The 15,288-nt window shown below is 66.6% G+C and carries 14 protein-coding genes and 6 pseudogenes; 18 read left to right on the forward strand and 2 right to left on the reverse strand.

What is annotated here, in order from left to right:
• Nucleotides 1-120: 120 nt before the first annotated feature.
• The 12 genes and pseudogenes from KAE78_RS06700 to KAE78_RS06750 all read left to right on the forward strand — a co-directional run bounded on the left by KAE78_RS06700 (nt 121) and on the right by KAE78_RS06750 (nt 9,459).
• Entirely contained in the window at nt 121-1,167 is a 1,047-nt protein-coding gene (locus KAE78_RS06700; RefSeq protein WP_223172251.1) for an ABC transporter ATP-binding protein, read from the forward strand.
• Nucleotides 1,168-1,244: 77 nt separating this feature from the next.
• Nucleotides 1,245-2,078 (forward strand): NAD(P)-binding domain-containing protein, encoded by an 834-nt coding sequence (locus tag KAE78_RS06705; RefSeq protein ID WP_223172252.1) that lies wholly within the window; start codon nt 1,245-1,247, stop codon nt 2,076-2,078.
• A gap of 44 nt (nt 2,079-2,122) precedes the next feature.
• Nucleotides 2,123-2,644, forward strand: coding sequence for an NAD(P)/FAD-dependent oxidoreductase (locus tag KAE78_RS17480; protein WP_262927794.1), 522 nt, complete (start codon nt 2,123-2,125; stop codon nt 2,642-2,644).
• Entirely contained in the window at nt 2,641-3,117 is a 477-nt protein-coding gene (locus KAE78_RS17485; RefSeq protein WP_262927795.1) for an NAD(P)/FAD-dependent oxidoreductase, read from the forward strand. The genes KAE78_RS17480 and KAE78_RS17485 overlap by 4 nt, the downstream gene beginning before the upstream one ends.
• A pseudogene (fdxA, locus tag KAE78_RS06715) lies at nt 3,114-3,451 on the forward strand (ferredoxin). The gene KAE78_RS17485 and the pseudogene fdxA overlap by 4 nt, the downstream one beginning before the upstream one ends.
• Before the next feature lie 593 nt (nt 3,452-4,044).
• Nucleotides 4,045-4,740: a cytochrome P450 gene (locus KAE78_RS06720; RefSeq protein ID WP_223172253.1), complete on the forward strand. Its 696-nt coding sequence runs from the start codon at nt 4,045-4,047 to the stop codon at nt 4,738-4,740.
• Between the two features lie 111 nt (nt 4,741-4,851).
• Complete coding sequence (locus KAE78_RS06725; RefSeq protein WP_223172254.1) at nt 4,852-5,238, forward strand: hypothetical protein; 387 nt, start codon at nt 4,852-4,854, stop codon at nt 5,236-5,238.
• A complete protein-coding gene (locus KAE78_RS06730; RefSeq protein ID WP_223172255.1) occupies nt 5,229-5,807 on the forward strand; it encodes a hypothetical protein in 579 nt (192 codons plus the stop codon). Before KAE78_RS06725 ends, KAE78_RS06730 begins: the two co-directional genes overlap by 10 nt.
• Complete coding sequence (locus tag KAE78_RS06735; protein ID WP_223172256.1) at nt 5,759-6,211, forward strand: hypothetical protein; 453 nt, start codon at nt 5,759-5,761, stop codon at nt 6,209-6,211. Before KAE78_RS06730 ends, KAE78_RS06735 begins: the two co-directional genes overlap by 49 nt.
• A gap of 373 nt (nt 6,212-6,584) precedes the next feature.
• On the forward strand, nt 6,585-7,505 hold the full coding sequence (locus KAE78_RS06740; RefSeq protein ID WP_223172257.1) for an NAD(P)/FAD-dependent oxidoreductase: 921 nt from the start codon (nt 6,585-6,587) through the stop codon (nt 7,503-7,505).
• Between the two features lie 74 nt (nt 7,506-7,579).
• A complete protein-coding gene (locus tag KAE78_RS06745) occupies nt 7,580-8,416 on the forward strand; it encodes an amidohydrolase family protein (RefSeq protein ID WP_262927796.1) in 837 nt (278 codons plus the stop codon).
• A gap of 213 nt (nt 8,417-8,629) precedes the next feature.
• Nucleotides 8,630-9,459 (forward strand): annotated as a pseudogene (locus KAE78_RS06750) (Ldh family oxidoreductase).
• A 30-nt stretch (nt 9,460-9,489) separates the two neighbouring features.
• Here KAE78_RS06750 and KAE78_RS06755 read toward each other — a convergent pair.
• Together KAE78_RS06755 and KAE78_RS06760 are read right to left on the reverse strand one after the other, a co-directional pair.
• Nucleotides 9,490-10,118 (reverse strand): annotated as a pseudogene (locus tag KAE78_RS06755) (3-oxoacid CoA-transferase subunit B).
• 9 nt (nt 10,119-10,127) lie between these two features.
• Nucleotides 10,128-10,889, reverse strand: a pseudogene (locus KAE78_RS06760) (CoA transferase subunit A).
• Between the two features lie 253 nt (nt 10,890-11,142).
• Between KAE78_RS06760 and KAE78_RS06765 the strand changes: the two are divergent.
• From KAE78_RS06765 to KAE78_RS06790, 6 genes and pseudogenes are all read left to right on the forward strand, one after another.
• Nucleotides 11,143-11,922 carry an enoyl-CoA hydratase/isomerase family protein gene (locus KAE78_RS06765; protein WP_223172259.1) on the forward strand — a complete coding sequence of 260 codons (780 nt, stop codon included), beginning with the start codon at nt 11,143-11,145 and terminating at the stop codon, nt 11,920-11,922.
• A 12-nt stretch (nt 11,923-11,934) separates the two neighbouring features.
• Nucleotides 11,935-12,710: pseudogene (locus KAE78_RS06770) on the forward strand (electron transfer flavoprotein subunit beta/FixA family protein).
• Nucleotides 12,711-12,720: 10 nt separating this feature from the next.
• A pseudogene (locus KAE78_RS06775) lies at nt 12,721-13,661 on the forward strand (electron transfer flavoprotein subunit alpha/FixB family protein).
• Nucleotides 13,662-13,715: 54 nt separating this feature from the next.
• Nucleotides 13,716-14,342 (forward strand): hypothetical protein, encoded by a 627-nt coding sequence (locus KAE78_RS06780; protein WP_223172260.1) that lies wholly within the window; start codon nt 13,716-13,718, stop codon nt 14,340-14,342.
• Complete coding sequence (locus KAE78_RS06785) at nt 14,339-14,593, forward strand: hypothetical protein (protein ID WP_223172553.1); 255 nt, start codon at nt 14,339-14,341, stop codon at nt 14,591-14,593. Before KAE78_RS06780 ends, KAE78_RS06785 begins: the two co-directional genes overlap by 4 nt.
• Nucleotides 14,593-15,288, forward strand: a complete 696-nt coding sequence (locus KAE78_RS06790) for a cytochrome b/b6 domain-containing protein (RefSeq protein ID WP_262927797.1) — start codon at nt 14,593-14,595, stop codon at nt 15,286-15,288. Before KAE78_RS06785 ends, KAE78_RS06790 begins: the two co-directional genes overlap by 1 nt.

The following is a 15,288-nucleotide window of genomic DNA, read 5'->3' on the forward strand; positions in this document are numbered from 1 at the left end:
AGCGCGACTGTCACGGTGCCGGGCGACTCCACTGTGCCCAGCGCGTCAACGGCGGCACAGCAACCCACAGTCTCGGTGTCGGGACTCCGGAAGATGTTCCGCCGTCGCGACGGTGAGACGGTGCCGGCGGTCGACTCGATCTCCCTCGACGTGAAGAGCGGCGAGTTCGTCGTCCTTCTCGGGCCGAGCGGCTGCGGGAAGAGCACGCTCCTGCGATGCATCGCGGGGTTGGAGCAACCCGACTCGGGGGTGATCAAACTTCACGGCCGGACGAGCTTCTCATCCGCCGAATCGGTCGATCTGCCACCGGAGAAGCGACGGCTGGGAATGATGTTCCAGACGTATGCCCTCTGGCCGCACATGTCGGTGTTCGACAACGTCGCCTATCCGCTCCGCGCCCGCAGGACGCCTCGCCCAGAGGTGGAGCGTCGGGTCCAGCACGTCCTCGATCTGGTGGGGATCAGCGAATTGCGCCGTCAGTACTCGGGTCAGATGAGCGGCGGGCAGCAACAGCGCGTCGCCCTGGCACGTGCCCTTGTGTCGAACGAGGGTCTGATCCTGTTCGACGAGCCGCTGTCGAACGTCGATGCCAAGGTGCGCGAGCTGCTGCGCCGCGAGATCATCAAGATGCAGCAGGAGATCGGCTTCACTGCGATCTACGTGACGCACGATCAGACAGAGGCGATGGAGATGGCCGACAGGATCGCCGTCATGGAGCGCGGCCGGATCGCCCAGATCGGTGCGCCGCGCGAGATCTACGAACGCCCCGTGAGTCGGTACGTGGGGCGGTTCATCGGCACGACGAACGAGCTCGCGGGGCGGGTGACCCAGATCGTCGACTCCGAGACGGTACGAGTGGCGACCGATCTCGGGGATGTCTTCGCGGCGCGTGGCGACGACGGCGTCAAGGTCGGAGCCGAGGTCGTAATGCTGGCCCGCCCTGAGAGCTGCCGACTCGAGCCCCGCAGCGACACTGCCGATGACACCGTCAACACGTGGGATGTCACGGTGACCAAGTCGATGTTCTTGGGTATGCACACTGAGCATCTGGTCCGGCTGCAGGGTCGTCGATCGACTTCCTCGTGCGCCAGGATCCGGACCGAGGGCTGCGGTCGGCTGGAGACAGCCTGCGCCTTCGCCTCGGACGCGGCAACCTGCGAGCGTTGAGTGCGTGAGGTCGCGTCCGCGACCGCCGCGGTCGGCGGGCAAATCGAACACTGTGGACATGGAGAGGAACGGGATCGATGAGCGATGTTCGAAGGACGAGCGATGAGAGCATCGCGCTGGTGGGCCTGGGAAGCCTCGGATCGAGGATCGCGAGCCGACTGACGGCGTGCGGCGTCCGAGTCATCGGTGTGGATCCCCACCCGACGCAAGGCGTTGCCGCATCGGTCGACATGATCCTGTCCGACATCGGCGAGGTGAGCCTCAACTCGGTCGGGCGCATCCTCCTCGTGGTGCGAATGCCCGATCAGGTCGAGCTGATCCTTGAGCGCCTGATCGGCATGGGGATCACTGAGGCGATGCCGGTCCATGTGGTGACCACCCTCGACGTCGACTACGCCCGGTCGCTGGTTCGTTGGCGTGATCGAGGGATAGCCGTGATCGAATCGCCGGTCTCGGGCGGGTCCACCACGGCAACGGGTGAGCTGACGGTGCTGATCGCGGGTGCGCACACGGAGATCGAGCGTGCCTTCTGGAGCGAGTACCTGGCATCGTCGATCTTCACGTTCGCGGACTACGGACAGCCCACCGTCGCCAAGCTGCTCAACAACGCCACCATGGCCATCAACAGTCGAATCGTCATCGAGTTGCTCCGCGTCGGTGTCCAGCTGGGGATCGACGCACCAACCCTCTTCGAGATCGTCCGTTCGGGGTCGGGCCGGAGCCGGGCGGCAGAACGTCTTCCGACTCTGGACGGCGCGCTCCTCGATAAGGATCTTGGACTGCTTCACAGCGCGGTCGCCGGCCTCGACGTCGGTCCGCTGCTCGACGCCTCCTTCGCCGTCATCACGGATCTCGCGGGTGACCTGGATTCGATCCGTCCTCGGCTCGAATCCGCCGGTGCGACCGCCTAGTCTATAATACTCATTACTATGAATGAAGCGAAGGTTTGATGGCGATGATCAATACCGACCTGGCCATCATCGGCGCAGGGCCCGTGGGTCTGTTCGCCGCTTACTACGCCGGTTTCCGCGGACTGCGCTCGGTCGTGGTCGACTCGCTCACCGAGGTCGGGGGTCAGGTGAGCGCGCTGTACCCCGAGAAGATCATCGAGGACGTCGCCGGAATGCCGGGCATCAAAGGCCTCGACCTCATCACGAACCTGCGGCAGCAGGCAGACCGGTTCTCACCGGCGTACCTGCTCGGCACTACGGTGACCTCGCTCGAACATGAGGCGGAGGGTGTCGTCCTCGAAACCGATCGCGATGTCCGCGTCCGCTGTAAGGCGCTCATCATCGCCGCAGGGATTGGACGGTTCACCCCGCGTTCTCTCGCGGTGGGCGACGAGTTCCACGGCAGAGGACTGAGCTACTTCGTCACCGACCTCGAGTCCCTCGCGGGGCAGGATGTGATCATCGTCGGCGGGGCGACAGCGCTTTCGACTGGGCTATCGCGGCATCCAACCTGTCGGCCCGCGTGACCCTCGTCCACCGCCGCGATCGGTTCCGAGCCCACGCTGCCAGCGTGGAGCTCGCACGCGACCTCGGCGTGTCCATCCGCACGTTCCACGAAGTCACCGCCATCGAAGGCGATGCCGGCGTCGAGCGCGTGACGCTTACGGACGTCCGCACCGATGAGAAGTCCGTGATACCGGCGGGCCGAGTGATCGCCGCCCTTGGGTTCGCGGCCGATCTCTCCGCGATGCGGCACTGGGGATTGACCTTCAGTGAGCGTCACGTCGTCGTCGACAGCCGCATGTGGACCGGTGTCGACCGGGTGTACGCAGCGGGGGACCTGACCGAGTACGCCGGCAAAGTGCGCCTCATCGCCGTCGGATTCGGAGAGGCGGCAACCGCGGTGAACAATGCCGCCGTGCGGCTGGACCCGAGCCAGGACCTGTTCCCAGGTCATTCGACGGATCATGCCAACGAGATGATCGGAGCTGCTACGTGACCTACGTGATCGCATCCCCTGTGTCGACGTGACCGACCAGGCCTGCGTCGAGGAGTGCCCTGTGGATTGCATCTATGAGGGCGACCGAAAGATGTACATCAATCCGACGGAGTGCATTGACTGCGGCGCCTGCGAGTCCGTGTGCCCGGTCGATGCGATCACTGCGGATCGCCGCACTCCTCCAGAGCGGATGGAGCATCTGCACGACAACCGCGCATTCTTCGAGACCATTCTTCCGGGACGTTCCGTCCCGATCGGCAATCCAGGCGGCGCTGCCGTCCTGGGTCGCGTCGGTGTCGACACGCCCCTTGTGTCGGCACTTGAAGAGTCTTGAACCGCGCCGAGGGGAGAGGATATGACGATGAGAAGAGTTCTGCCGAGCGTTCTTTCGACCGCGAACACGGAACCGTTCTCCTATTTCGATGAGCTTCGGGAGTCGGACCCCGTCCACTGGGACGAGGGTATGAAGGCGTGGGTGGTCTCGGACTTCGAGCTGGCCAAGGACGTGATGCGTCGAGACAAGAAGGACTTCCGGCATCCATTCGCCGATATGAAGACCGAGGCGATGATCGCCATCGAAGGCGGTCCGCGTGCGCGAAACTTCCAGCACGGTGAGACGCATCTGGGGATGCATCGCTGGATCCTCAGCCAGTTCCATCCTCGGATCGTGGACGCGTGGCGCTCGACGATCATCCGTCCCGTGACCGACCGGCTCATTGGCCGCTTCGCGGATGACGGCCACGCCGACCTCATGAAGCAGCTGGCGGATCCCCTGCCCATCAGGATCATGGCCGCGGTGATGGATCTGCCGTGGGAGGACGACGACTGGATCAACCGCTGCAAGCACCTGATGGACGCCAAGCTGGAGTATCTGCAGCACCAGGGCCAACAGGAAGACCCCAGCTCGCGCAGCGCACGATCAATGCGATGGCGGAGCTCGACGACATGCTTCGCCCTTTCGTCGATGCCAGACGGCACTCCGACGCACCGGACTTCATCAGCGAGACGTGGCGCAGCGGCTCGACCCTGCTGGAGGACTGGGGTGAGCGCGACACCCTCGGAATGGTGACGGGGATGTTCTTCGCCGGCAGCGACACCACGATGCACACCCTCTCCAACGCGTTCGTGCTGCTCCTCACCAATGACGAGCTCATACAGCGGGTGCGAACCGGTGGCGATGACACGATCGAGCGTTTCGCCGAGGAGGCGCTGCGCCTGCACGGCGCCGTCCAGTTCCGCCTCCGCAAGGTGAATCACGACACCGAGATCGGTGGTGTGCACATCGGAAAGGACGAAACCGTCATGAACCTTCATGCGGCCGCTAACCGCGACCCGGGTCAGTTCGCTCACCCGGGGAGTGTGGTCCTCGACCGGCAGTCGCCGAAGCGGCCGCAGGATCATCTCGCGTTCAGCTTCGGTCCTCGTTCCTGTGCCGGCGCGGCATTGGCGCGCGCAGAGGTGCAGGAGACGGTTCGCGCCGTGCTCGAGTGGTTCCCTGACATCGCGCTGGCCGACACCGCAGAACCGATCGGCCCGTACACCGGATACGCGCTCAGGTCGTACTCGCGGGTGGAGACCACGTTCACGGCGCAGCACGAGCGCGGGGCCGGACTCGCCTCCTAACGGTCGTGAGGGTCCCGGCGATCACTGCCGTTGGGCGTTGCCGCCTTGAGGAGAACGCGCTACCCTTATCATGGTTAGCATAAAACGCTTGCAACGACGTGAGGAATGAGTATGTCAGAGCCCGTCTTCCAGACGGTCTGGCCAGAAGCGCCAGCGGTCGACAATTCGATGAGCGGACTGCGCAACATCGATTCGCTGCAGGGGTCACGCATCGCATTCATCTGGGACGACTTGTTCCGGGGCCAAGACATGTTCAGCGAGTTCGAACGCGAAGCCGAACGCCGGGGAAAGTCGTTTACCGCGATCCCCTGGGAGATCTTCGGCGACATCCATGGGCACACAGACGAGCACGACGTGCTCGAAAGGCTTCCCCGTCTCCTCGCGGAACATGAGGTGGATGCTGCGGTGATCGGTGTCGGCGCCTGCGGCAGCTGCACGCCCGCGGTGATGCGCGCGGCGGAGGCCGTGGAGGCGGCGGGGTTCCCTCATTGGCGCTGATCTCGAGCGGATTCGTCCGGCAGGCCAGGTCGATCGGTCGCTCGCTCGGAATCGAGCACGTCTGGATCGCCGAGTATCCCGGAGTGATCCCGAACGACCCGGAGGACGTGTTCCGGCAGAAGACCCGCGACGCAGTCGTTCCGAGCCTGTTCGAGGGATTCGACCGGCTCGAGACCGGGTTCCGGATCGATGATTCGACGGTCGCCGCGGAGCCGAGACCCCGGGAGACCGTCTTCAGCGGCACGCTCGACGAGGTCCAGGACTTCTATGACGAGCGCCTCTGGAGCGATGGGCTTCCCGTCGTACCGCCGACGATCGAGCGCGTCGACGCCTTCATGAGGTTCACCGATCGCTCCGCGGATGAGGTCATCGGCGTGCTCCTGCCGGCGAGTCGGCAGGCAACCGTGTGGTCCGTGGCGGTCAACGGTGTGCTGGCTGGGTGCCGACCTGAGTACATGCCTATTCTGCTGGCCATAGCCGAGGTGCTCTGCGATCCGCAGTGGCGCATCGAGGATGCGGGATGCACGCCGGGCTGGGAACCCTCGTTGTCGTCAGCGGACCACTGGTGAAGACACTCGACTTCAACTACGAGGGCGGCATGATGCGTGTCGGTCGGCGAGCGAACTCGTCGGTCGGACGTTTCGTCCGCCTCTACATGAGGAACGTCGCCGGCCTTCGCACCGAGCCGGGGGTGACCGACAAGGCGGCGATCGGCCGGACGTTCAACGTGGCTCTTGCCGAGAACGACGATCTCACGATCGAGGTCGGCTGGAACCCCGACCGCGTTGACGCCGGATTCGCGTTGGAGGACACGGTCGTATCGGTGCAGAGCGTGGTAGGTATCAGCGGCCCGGCCTACTCGGGGGAGCGCCCGAAGAGCAGCTGGCCGTCCTCGCCCGCTTTGCGAAGGACACGATCGGCGGCTGGGGGTTCACTCACATCCTTTTCCATGCCAGCTCTACCCTCCTCCTGATGAGCCCTAGTGTGGCGGGATCGTTTGCGGAGCGTGGGTTCTCCAAGAGCGACATCCGCAGATATCTGGCCGAGAACGTCAAGGTTGAGGCCGACCTGATGGAGCGCTTCGGGACGATGACCCGGGGCAACCCGTTCACGTTCAAGGAGATGGTCGAAGCGGGTCGGATCCCGAGCACTTCGCGGAGTCGGATTCGCCCGACAGACTGCTGCCCGTCATCGCGGACGAGCACGAGATCCGCATTGTCGTGGCCGGCGACCCTGCCCGGAACCAGAACCGCTTCTACGCGAACAACCATGCGCAGGGCCTCCCCAGTACCGGCGCGTGGAAGTGAACTCGGCGATGGCCGAGCTCCACGGCTGAGGCCTCCCCGATGGCACATGTCTCGCTCGTCGTGATCGGCGCCGGCGTCGCAGGCCTGAGCTGTGCGACGACGGCTCGCGAGTTGGGGATGGAGGTCGCGCTCATCGAGGCGCTCGCGCCCGGTGGCGAGACGGCCTCGCTCGCTCAGATCGATGGCAATCCCGGGTCCGCGGATGAGATCACGGGACCCGACTTCACCGCATCGCTGCTCGATCGCGCCCTCGACAGCGGCGTTCAGTTCGAGTACGCGGAGGTCTCCCGTTTGAGTTTCGGGCCGCTCGGCACCTGGCTGGTGGACGACGGTCGATTCGAGTCGGACGCGGTAGTGCTCGCGACCGGCTCGGAAGTGGGATTCGCCGTGGTCGACGGCGCTCAGCAGCTCTATGGGAGCGGCGTGTCCATCTGCGCGAGCTGCGATGCGCCGCTGTTCAAGGGCAAGGACGTCGCGGTGATCGGCTCCGGGCGGGATGCGGCGTACGAAGTCGGCGTGCTGCGTCAGTTCGCGAGCAGCGTGATCGCGCTCGGCGACTGGTTGAGCGCTGGCTCGGAGGTGCGGCGCGATGCTGCGGGTGCTTCGCTGGAGTACGTCCAGGCGGCGGAGGACCTCTCGGTCTTCCGTGCTGACGACGGTCGGCGGGTCGCTGTGTCGCGGGGAAACCGCGCCGCGGATTTCACGGTCGATGGTGTGTTCCTCGCCGTACCTCGGGTGCCAAGGCGGTCTCTTCTCGCGTCGCTCGTGGGCGGCGACGGCCCCGTGCTGGTCGACGCGGCACTTCGAGTGGTCGGAGTCGGGGCGGGCGGCGGGAGCCTCTACGCGATCGGCGACCTGCGCGCCGGGTCTTCCCTGACGGTCGCGGGCGCCGTCGGGGACGGTGTGACAGCGGCCTGGAACGTCTGGCGAGAGCACCGGATGCGAGAGGCGGACGTGTGACAGAAACGCCCGTCGTCGACACCCATGCGCACTATTGGCGGCTGCCTCCGTCCGGATCAACCGAGATCCAGCCGATGGACCGCCCGCTCACGCCGACGGCGCTCGTCGGACTGATGGACGCCTCGGGTGTCTCGAACCTGCTGCAGGTCACTCGCTACTTCGATCCCACCGACGACTATTCCCTGGCGGGCTTCGCCGAGCATCCCGATCGATTCCGTGTCCTCGGACGATTCGACGCCTCGCTGCTGCATGATCAGGAAGAGCTGGCCGCTCGAGTCGCGCGTCCCGGAATGGTCGGCCTGAGGATTTTTACCTATCCGACCGACGCGCGCCTGTTCGCGGATGCCGCCGCGGCGTTCTGGGCGATGGTCGAGTCGCTTCACCTTCCGATCTCGATCTATGCGCCGGGGCACATCACTGCCATTCGCGAGGTTGCAGTGTCGTATCCCCACATTCCGATCGTCCTCGATCACGGGGGCACCGATGTGTTCGTGGGAACCGATCCGGAGCGACGATTCGACGAATGGGATGCAGCGCTCGAGATGGCGGCACTGCCCAACGTCAGCATCAAGGCGTCTGCCCTTCCCGAGGCCACCTCGGAGGCGTTTCCCTATCCGGACGCGCAACGGCGATTGCGGGAACTGTGCGCGGCGTACGGGTCCGGTCGGGTGATGTGGGGTCCAACTACCCGCCCGCCGCGAGGGTCGGCTCGTATGCGCAGATGGTCGAGTTCGCTCGGCTCGCGGTCGTGGCGCTGTCGGAGCCCGAACGAATGGACGTCCTCGGCGCGACCGCGGGGCGCATCTTCGGCCTCACAGGCTGGATCGAGGGGACCGGAAGTACACCGAGCGCCTGACCGCGCCGATGCCACCGCTGATCGAAGGGACCATTGTGCCCATATTCCACGCTGACGACGTCGAGTCATTCGCTGTCGACATCCTCTCCGCCGCCGGTGTTCCTCACGGAGACGCGGCTATCATCGCCGCGCACAGCGTCGCCTCACTGCTGTCAGGCGAACAGCTCCACGGAATGGATCTGGGCACCGGCTACCTGCCTCTCATTCGCGAAGGCATCCTGAAGCCGGGCGCGCCCTCGAGATCGTCAAAGAGACGCCCACGACCCTGATGGTGGACGGGCACTTCAACTTCGGGCACGTGGTGAGCCACCGCGTGATGGGCAAGCTCATTGAGAAGGCGGGCGAGTCGTTCGTGGCCGCGGCGAGCATCCGCAACCAGACCCATGTCGGCTGCCTGATCGACTACACCGGCATGGCAGCGCGCGCGGGCATGATCGCGATCATGATGACCGACGGATCGTGGGGACCGAAGCTCATGGCGCCCCACGGTGGTCGCGATCGCCGCCTGGGCATCAACCCTGGTCGATGGCGATTCCCCGTGAGGAGGGCGAGTACGTCGGCTTCGGCATGACGTCGGGCGCCGTGTCAATGACCAAGGTCACCCGCGCGGCGGAGGAAGGCCGCGCGATCCCGGAAGGCTGGATAATCGACGCCCGCGGCCGTCCGACGACCGACCCGCGCGATCTGCTTGACGGAGGATCCGTGCTTCCGCTCGGTGGCGCTCAGGCCCATAAGGGATACGTGCTGAGCTTCATCATCGAGGCGATGGCCGACGTGCTGTCGGGGATGGAGTTCCGCGAGGACCTCTCGCGGCCATGGCCCATCATCGACGGATGCTTCATGGCGGTGTTCAACGTCGAGGCGTTCCGACCGCTCTCGGACTTCCGGCGGGACCTGCGCGACATGACCGACTATGTTACGAGCAGCCGGCCGGTCGTGGCGGGCGAGCGGGTCTACTATCCGGGAGAGCGCAGCAGGCTCCATCGCGCGCATGCCCGTGAGCACGGCGTGGAGATCCCGGATGACGTGTGGATGCGGATTCTCGCCGTCGCGACGGAGTCTGGAGTCGTCGAAGCCGCTCCGACGCCGATCGGGTGAGCGCATCCGGCTGGTCGAAGTTCGGAACGATCACTCGAGCAGATCTGCCCCGGTCTTGTCGATCACTTCGGCGCGCGAGACGCCCGGGGCGAGCTCCACGAGGCGAAGACCGGCTGGCGTGACGTCCACGACTGCGAGGTCGGTGATGATGCGATCCACGACGCCGCGGCCGGTGAGGGGAGTGTGCACGTCTCGACGATCTTGGGCGAGCCGTCGCGGGCGACATGCTCCATCAGTACGATCACCTTTGCGGCGCCGTGCACGAGATCCATCGCCCCGCCCGGGCCTTTGACCATCTTGCCGGGAATCATCCAATTGGCGAGGTCACCGGATGCCGAAACCTGCATCGCCCCGAGGATCGCGGCATCGATCTTGCCGCCGCGAATCATCCCGAAACTCGTCGCCGAATCGAAGAACGATGCGCCTGGGAGCACGGTGACGGTCTCTTTGCCAGCGTTGATCAGATCAGGGTCGACAGAGTCCTCGGTGGGGTAGGGGCCGACGCCGAGGATGCCGTTCTCGGACTGTAGAACAACATCGACGCCGTCCGGCACGAAGCCGGGCACCAGCGTCGGCAGCCCGATCCCGAGGTTGACGTAGCTGCCGTCCTGCAACTCCCGTGCGGCTCGGGCCGCCATCTGCTCGCGTGTCAGGGCCATCGGTGCGGCCTACCTCTCTCGTACGGTGCGGCGTTCGATGGGCTTGGGGATGTCGGTGCCGACCACGACGACCCGGTGGACGAAGACCCAGGCAGGTGCACACTGTCGGGGTCGAGCTCTCCCGGCTCGACCAGTTCCTCCACCTGCGCGATGCAGACCCGGCCGGCCATGGCGGCGACCGGGGAGAAGTTGCGCGCCGACTTCTCGAAGACGAGGTTGCCGAGCCGATCGCCGCGCAGCGCGTGCACCAACGCGAAGTCGGTGCGGATCGCCTCCTCGAGCACGAAGTCGCGTTCCTCGCCGTCCACGAGAAACCGCTGCACGGGCTTCGCGGGGAGGCGACCGCCACCGCGCCCGAGCCGTCGTAGCGACGGGGCAACCCGCCCTCGGCGACCTGCGTTCCCACTCCGGTCTGTGTGAAGAACGCCGCGATCCCGGACCCGCCGGCGCGCAGCTTCTCGGCGAGGGTTCCCTGGGGCGTGAGCTCTACCTCGAGCTCTCCAGAGAGGAACCTCCGCTCGAACTCCTTGTTCTCTCCCACATAGGAAGCGACGATCTTGCGGATGCGATCGGCCTCGAGAAGCAGCCCGAGCCCCATCGGTCGACGCCGCAGTTGTTGCTGACGATCGTCAGGTCACGCGATCCTCGCGCGAGGACCGCTTCGATGAGCGCGACCGGATTGCCGCAGAGCCCGAAGCCTCCCACCGCGATGCTGGCGCCGTCAGGGATGTCGGCGATGGCGACGTCAGCGGTGTCGACGACCTTGTCGATGCTCAAGGCTCCTCCATGTTGTTAGCCGCGCTTCCCGGCGTGCGGCCGGGTCGACGACTCCAGATCACCACAAGTATAACTGTTATTATCAATATTCCGCAGTGACGGTTGTTCCCCGTGCTGGACGGGAGAAGTTCAGGATTGGAGGAGTGCATCGTGTCTATCGCGACCCCGACGGCACCCGCACCGTTCGTGAAAGATCGTGTCTTTGCGCTACGGGCATCTGGCTGGTCTGCGGGATGCGGAGTGTACGGTGAGCGACGTCCGGCTGAGCAACAGCAACAGGATTGCGACGATCACATTCACTCGATCGGACAAACTGAACGCGCTCAGCCTGGGACTGTCCGCGGAGCTTCTCGCAGCGGTCGATGAGATCTCCTCGCGAGACGATGTGGATGCGCTGGTACTGGGTGCCGAGGGTCGCGCATTCTGCGCCGGCGGAGACGTCGGCGAGATGGCCGCTTCACCAGACATGTCGCAGTATCTCGCGGACCTGACGGAGATCATGCACGAGGCACTCACCCGTATCCGCGCCCTCCCGATACCGGTCATCGCTCGTGTGCAGGGAGCCGTCGCGGGCGGAGGGCTCGGACTCATGCTCTCCGCCGACATCGCCGTCATCGCCGATACGGTAAGGCTCTCGGCGGCCTACGGCGAGCTGGGGCTCTCGCCCGACTGCGGCGCGAGCGTCTTGCTACCACGTGCCGTCGGCGAGCGAAGGGCCCGTGAGTTCTTCCTGCTCGGACAGACGTGGAATGCTGCGCAGGCTCGTGACTACGGCTTGGTCACCGAGGTCGTGCCCGCCGAGGCCCTCGATGAGCGAGTCGCCGAGGTCGTTCGCCGGGCTCACCGACCCGGCACGGCCGCCGTAGCCGCGATGAAGAACCTTCTCGCTGAGCCGTCAGACGACTACGGCCGCCGCATGGATGCCGAGTCGCAGGCCATTTCGACCCTCGCAGGCTCGGACCTTGCAAAGGAGCGCGTGATCCAGTTTGCACAGCGCTCTGGACTGCCCAATCGTCAAGGTGAGTGAGGAGCGCTGCAGATGAAGATCGTGGTCCTGGTGAAGGAGGTTCCCGACACGTACGGGGACCGCAAGTTGAATCTCGAGACGGGTCTCGCCGATCGTGGCGCGTCCGAGGCGGTGCTGGACGAGATCGGCGAGAGGTCGCTCGAAGTCGCGCTGTCGTATGCGGATTCGCACGCGGATGCCGAGGTCGTGGTGCTGTCGATGGCGCCGGAGCCAGCGGCGGCCACGGTGCGCAAGGGCCTCGCGATGGGTGCGAGCTCGGCGGTGCAGGTCGTGGACGACGCGCTCCTCGGCGCCGATCTCGGACTGACCGCCGACGTGCTCGCGGCCGCGCTGCGCAGGACTGGGTTCGACCTCGTGATCACCGGGAACCAGTCCACGGACGGCTCGGGCGGTGTGCTCCCGGCGATGCTCGCGGAGCTGCTGGATGTGCCGGCCGCGCTGAATCTCACATCGGTGACGATCGGCGACGCTTCGGTGTCGGGGGTGCGGGCGACGGATGCCGGCACCGCTGACGCGGCGGCGGAGCTTCCCGCGATCATCTCGATCACGGAGGCGCTGCCGGACGCGCGTTTCCCGAACTTCAAGGGCATCATGGCGGCGAAGAAGAAGCCGTTCGAGACGCTGTCGCTCGCCGACTTCGACGTCGATGCGGAGGATGCCGCGGCATCCCGGTCGATCATGGTCGCGCTGAGTGAGAAGCCCCGCGCACGGCCGGGGTCAAGATCGTCGACGAGGGCGACGCGGGGCAGAAGCTCGCGGAGTACCTCATCCAGAACCGGCTCGCGTGAGGTGGGTGGCATGACTTTTTCTGCGGATTCGATCCTCGTCCTTCTCGATCAGACCCCGTCGGGCGAGCTCGCGAAATCGTCGGCGGCACTGCTCGGCGCGGCATCCCAAGTGGGGACGCCGGTGGCGCTCGTCGTCGGCGGTGACGAGGCAGAGGCCGGTGCTCTCGGCGCGGCCTCGGTGCTGACCGCGTCGGGCGATCGTGTCGACGCGCTCGCGGCGGCGGCGGCACTGGTGCAGCCCGATGCGATTCTCGTCTCGCACTCGATCGAGGGCCGCGAGACGGCAGCACGGTTCGCTGCGCGGTCTCGCTCGGCGCTCGCGGTCGATGCGGTCGGGGTCGTCCGCGACGACGAAGGCGTCGTGGCGCAGCACTCGGTGTACGGCGGCGCGTACAACGTGCAGTCGACGGCGACGTTCGGCGCTCCCGTGATCACGGTGCGGCAGGGCGCGGTGGATGCCCGGGCCGACGCGGTCGCGTCGCCTGTCGTCGAGACGCTCACGGTAGAGGCGTCGGGTCGCAGGGCGGCGACGATTGGTGTCGTCCAGGAGGCTGTGGTGTCGTCATCGCGCCCCGAGCTGCGTGGTGCGGCGAAGGTCGTCTCGGGAGGCCGCGGCCTGGGATCGGGGGAGAAGTTCGCGCTCGTCGACCAGTTGGCGGATGCGCTGGGCGCGGCGGTGGGCGCGTCGCGCGCGGCGGTGGATGCGGGTATGTGCCGCAGTCCTACCAGGTGGGGCAGACCGGTGTGTCGGTGTCGCCGCAGCTGTATGTCGCTCTGGGCATCTCGGGCGCGATCCAGCACAAGGCGGGCATGCAGACGGCCAAGACGATCGTCGCGATCAACAAGGACGCGGATGCACCGATCTTCGAGATCGCCGACTACGGCGTGGTGGGTGACCTGTTCACCGTGGTGCCGCAGCTGATCGCTGCGCTGCAGGCTGCGAAGGCGTAACCCCGATGGCGACATACGGGCAGACGCTGCGTCGCGGGCTCCCGCGCCGTCCCGGTGGCGAGCCCTGGCCCCCGCGGGCGAGGCGGTCGGCGTCGTGGCCGCGGTCGCCGCCGAGCCGGCACCAGTCGCCGAGCCCGCCGTGGCGGAGGTGACGGTGGAGGCGGTCCCCGTCGCCGCGGCACCTGTCGCGTCCACCGCGCCGACCGCCTCGACCGTGTCGGTGGTGACGTCGGTGCGCCGTGGCCTCCCGCGTGTGCCGGGCGGAGAGCCCTGGCCTCCGGCATCCGTCGTCGCAGCCGTCCCCGCAGCAGGTGCCCCCGCGCCGGTCGCAGCCGTCGCGGCGGCCCCTCCGCAGCGCCCGTCGCCGCCGAGCCCGTCGACGCGTCGTCGGCTCCCGCCCGCGCGGTCGCCTCGTCGAGCCCCGCGACCGGACGCTCGCTTCGCCGCGGCCTTCCTCGTACGCCCGGCGGCGAGCCGTGGCCTCCCGCGGGCTTCGCTCCCGCCGTCGTCGAAGAGATCGTCGACGAGACGGCGCTGCCCGAGCAGACGATCGAGGTCGCGGTGGCGAGCGGTTCAGGTGCTCCGGCATCCGTCGACGTCAGCACGCCGCTGCCCTTCCCCCGCACCGTGTGGCAGGGCGCAGCCGCCGCCGCCTGCAAGCGGATCAGCGTGCGGGCGTGAAGATCGTCGCGCCAGAGCCGAAGCGCATCGGGCCCTTCACCCGCCTGCAGTGGGCGGGAGCGGTCATCGTGGGCGGCGCCGGACTGCTGTTCGCAGCGGGAATGGCGGTGCTCGCCGTGCGCTGGCTGCTGTCGCTGGAGCCCTTCAGGACTGGCTCGTCACCTACCCGGGCGAGTACCACCTGCCCGAGGGCGCGCCGGTCGGCCTTCCGGCGTGGCTGGGCTGGCAGCACTTCTTCAACGTGTTCCTGATGGTGCTGATCATCCGGTCGGGGCTGCAGGTGCGCACCGAGAAGCGTCCGACCGCGTTCTGGTCGCCGCGCGGCAACCCGAAGCGCAAGATCAGCCTGAACCTCTGGTTCCACCAGTCCCTCGACATCCTGTGGATCGTCAACGGAGTGATCTTCGTCGTACTGCTGTTCGTCAGCGGCCAGTGGATGCGGATCGTCCCGACGTCGTGGGAGGTCTTCCCCAACGCGCTGTCGGCGGTGCTGCAGTACATTTCGCTGGACTGGCCTACCGAGAACGGCTGGGTCAACTACAACTCCGTGCAGCAGCTCGCCTACTTCACAACCGTGTTCATCGCCGCGCCGCTCGCGATCGCGACCGGTGTGCGGATGTCGGGCATCTGGCCCAAGGATGCCAAGACGCTGAACCGTCTGTACCCGGTCGAGTGGGCGCGCGCCGTGCACTTCCCGACGATGATCTACTTCTGCCTGTTCATCTTCGTGCATGTCGTCCTCGTCTTCGCGACCGGGGCACTGCGCAACCTGAACCACATGTACGCCGCGCAGGGCTCTGCCGACCCGAACGCGTACGCCGACAACTGGGCGGGGTTCTGGATCTTCAGCGTCTCGATCCTCGTCATCGCCGGTGCGTGGGCCGCAGCCCGACCCCTCGTGCTCGCCCCGATCGCGAGACTGTTCGGCACCGTCTCCGGACGCTGA

The organism is Microbacterium sp. NIBRBAC000506063 (assembly GCF_017968845.1).
In the GTDB taxonomy this organism is placed as follows: domain Bacteria; phylum Actinomycetota; class Actinomycetes; order Actinomycetales; family Microbacteriaceae; genus Microbacterium.

Coding starts and splice junctions, on each gene's coding strand:
- KAE78_RS06705 (WP_223172252.1), top strand. CDS start 1,245: ATGAGCGATGTTCGAAGGACGAGCGATGAGAGCATCGCGCTGGTGGGC.
- KAE78_RS17480 (WP_262927794.1), top strand. CDS start 2,123: ATGATCAATACCGACCTGGCCATCATCGGCGCAGGGCCCGTGGGTCTG.
- KAE78_RS06720 (WP_223172253.1), top strand. CDS start 4,045: ATGGCGGAGCTCGACGACATGCTTCGCCCTTTCGTCGATGCCAGACGG.
- KAE78_RS06725 (WP_223172254.1), top strand. CDS start 4,852: ATGTCAGAGCCCGTCTTCCAGACGGTCTGGCCAGAAGCGCCAGCGGTC.
- KAE78_RS06735 (WP_223172256.1), top strand. CDS start 5,759: ATGCACGCCGGGCTGGGAACCCTCGTTGTCGTCAGCGGACCACTGGTG.
- KAE78_RS06740 (WP_223172257.1), top strand. CDS start 6,585: ATGGCACATGTCTCGCTCGTCGTGATCGGCGCCGGCGTCGCAGGCCTG.
- KAE78_RS06745 (WP_262927796.1), top strand. CDS start 7,580: ATGGACCGCCCGCTCACGCCGACGGCGCTCGTCGGACTGATGGACGCC.
- KAE78_RS06790 (WP_262927797.1), top strand. CDS start 14,593: ATGGTGCTGATCATCCGGTCGGGGCTGCAGGTGCGCACCGAGAAGCGT.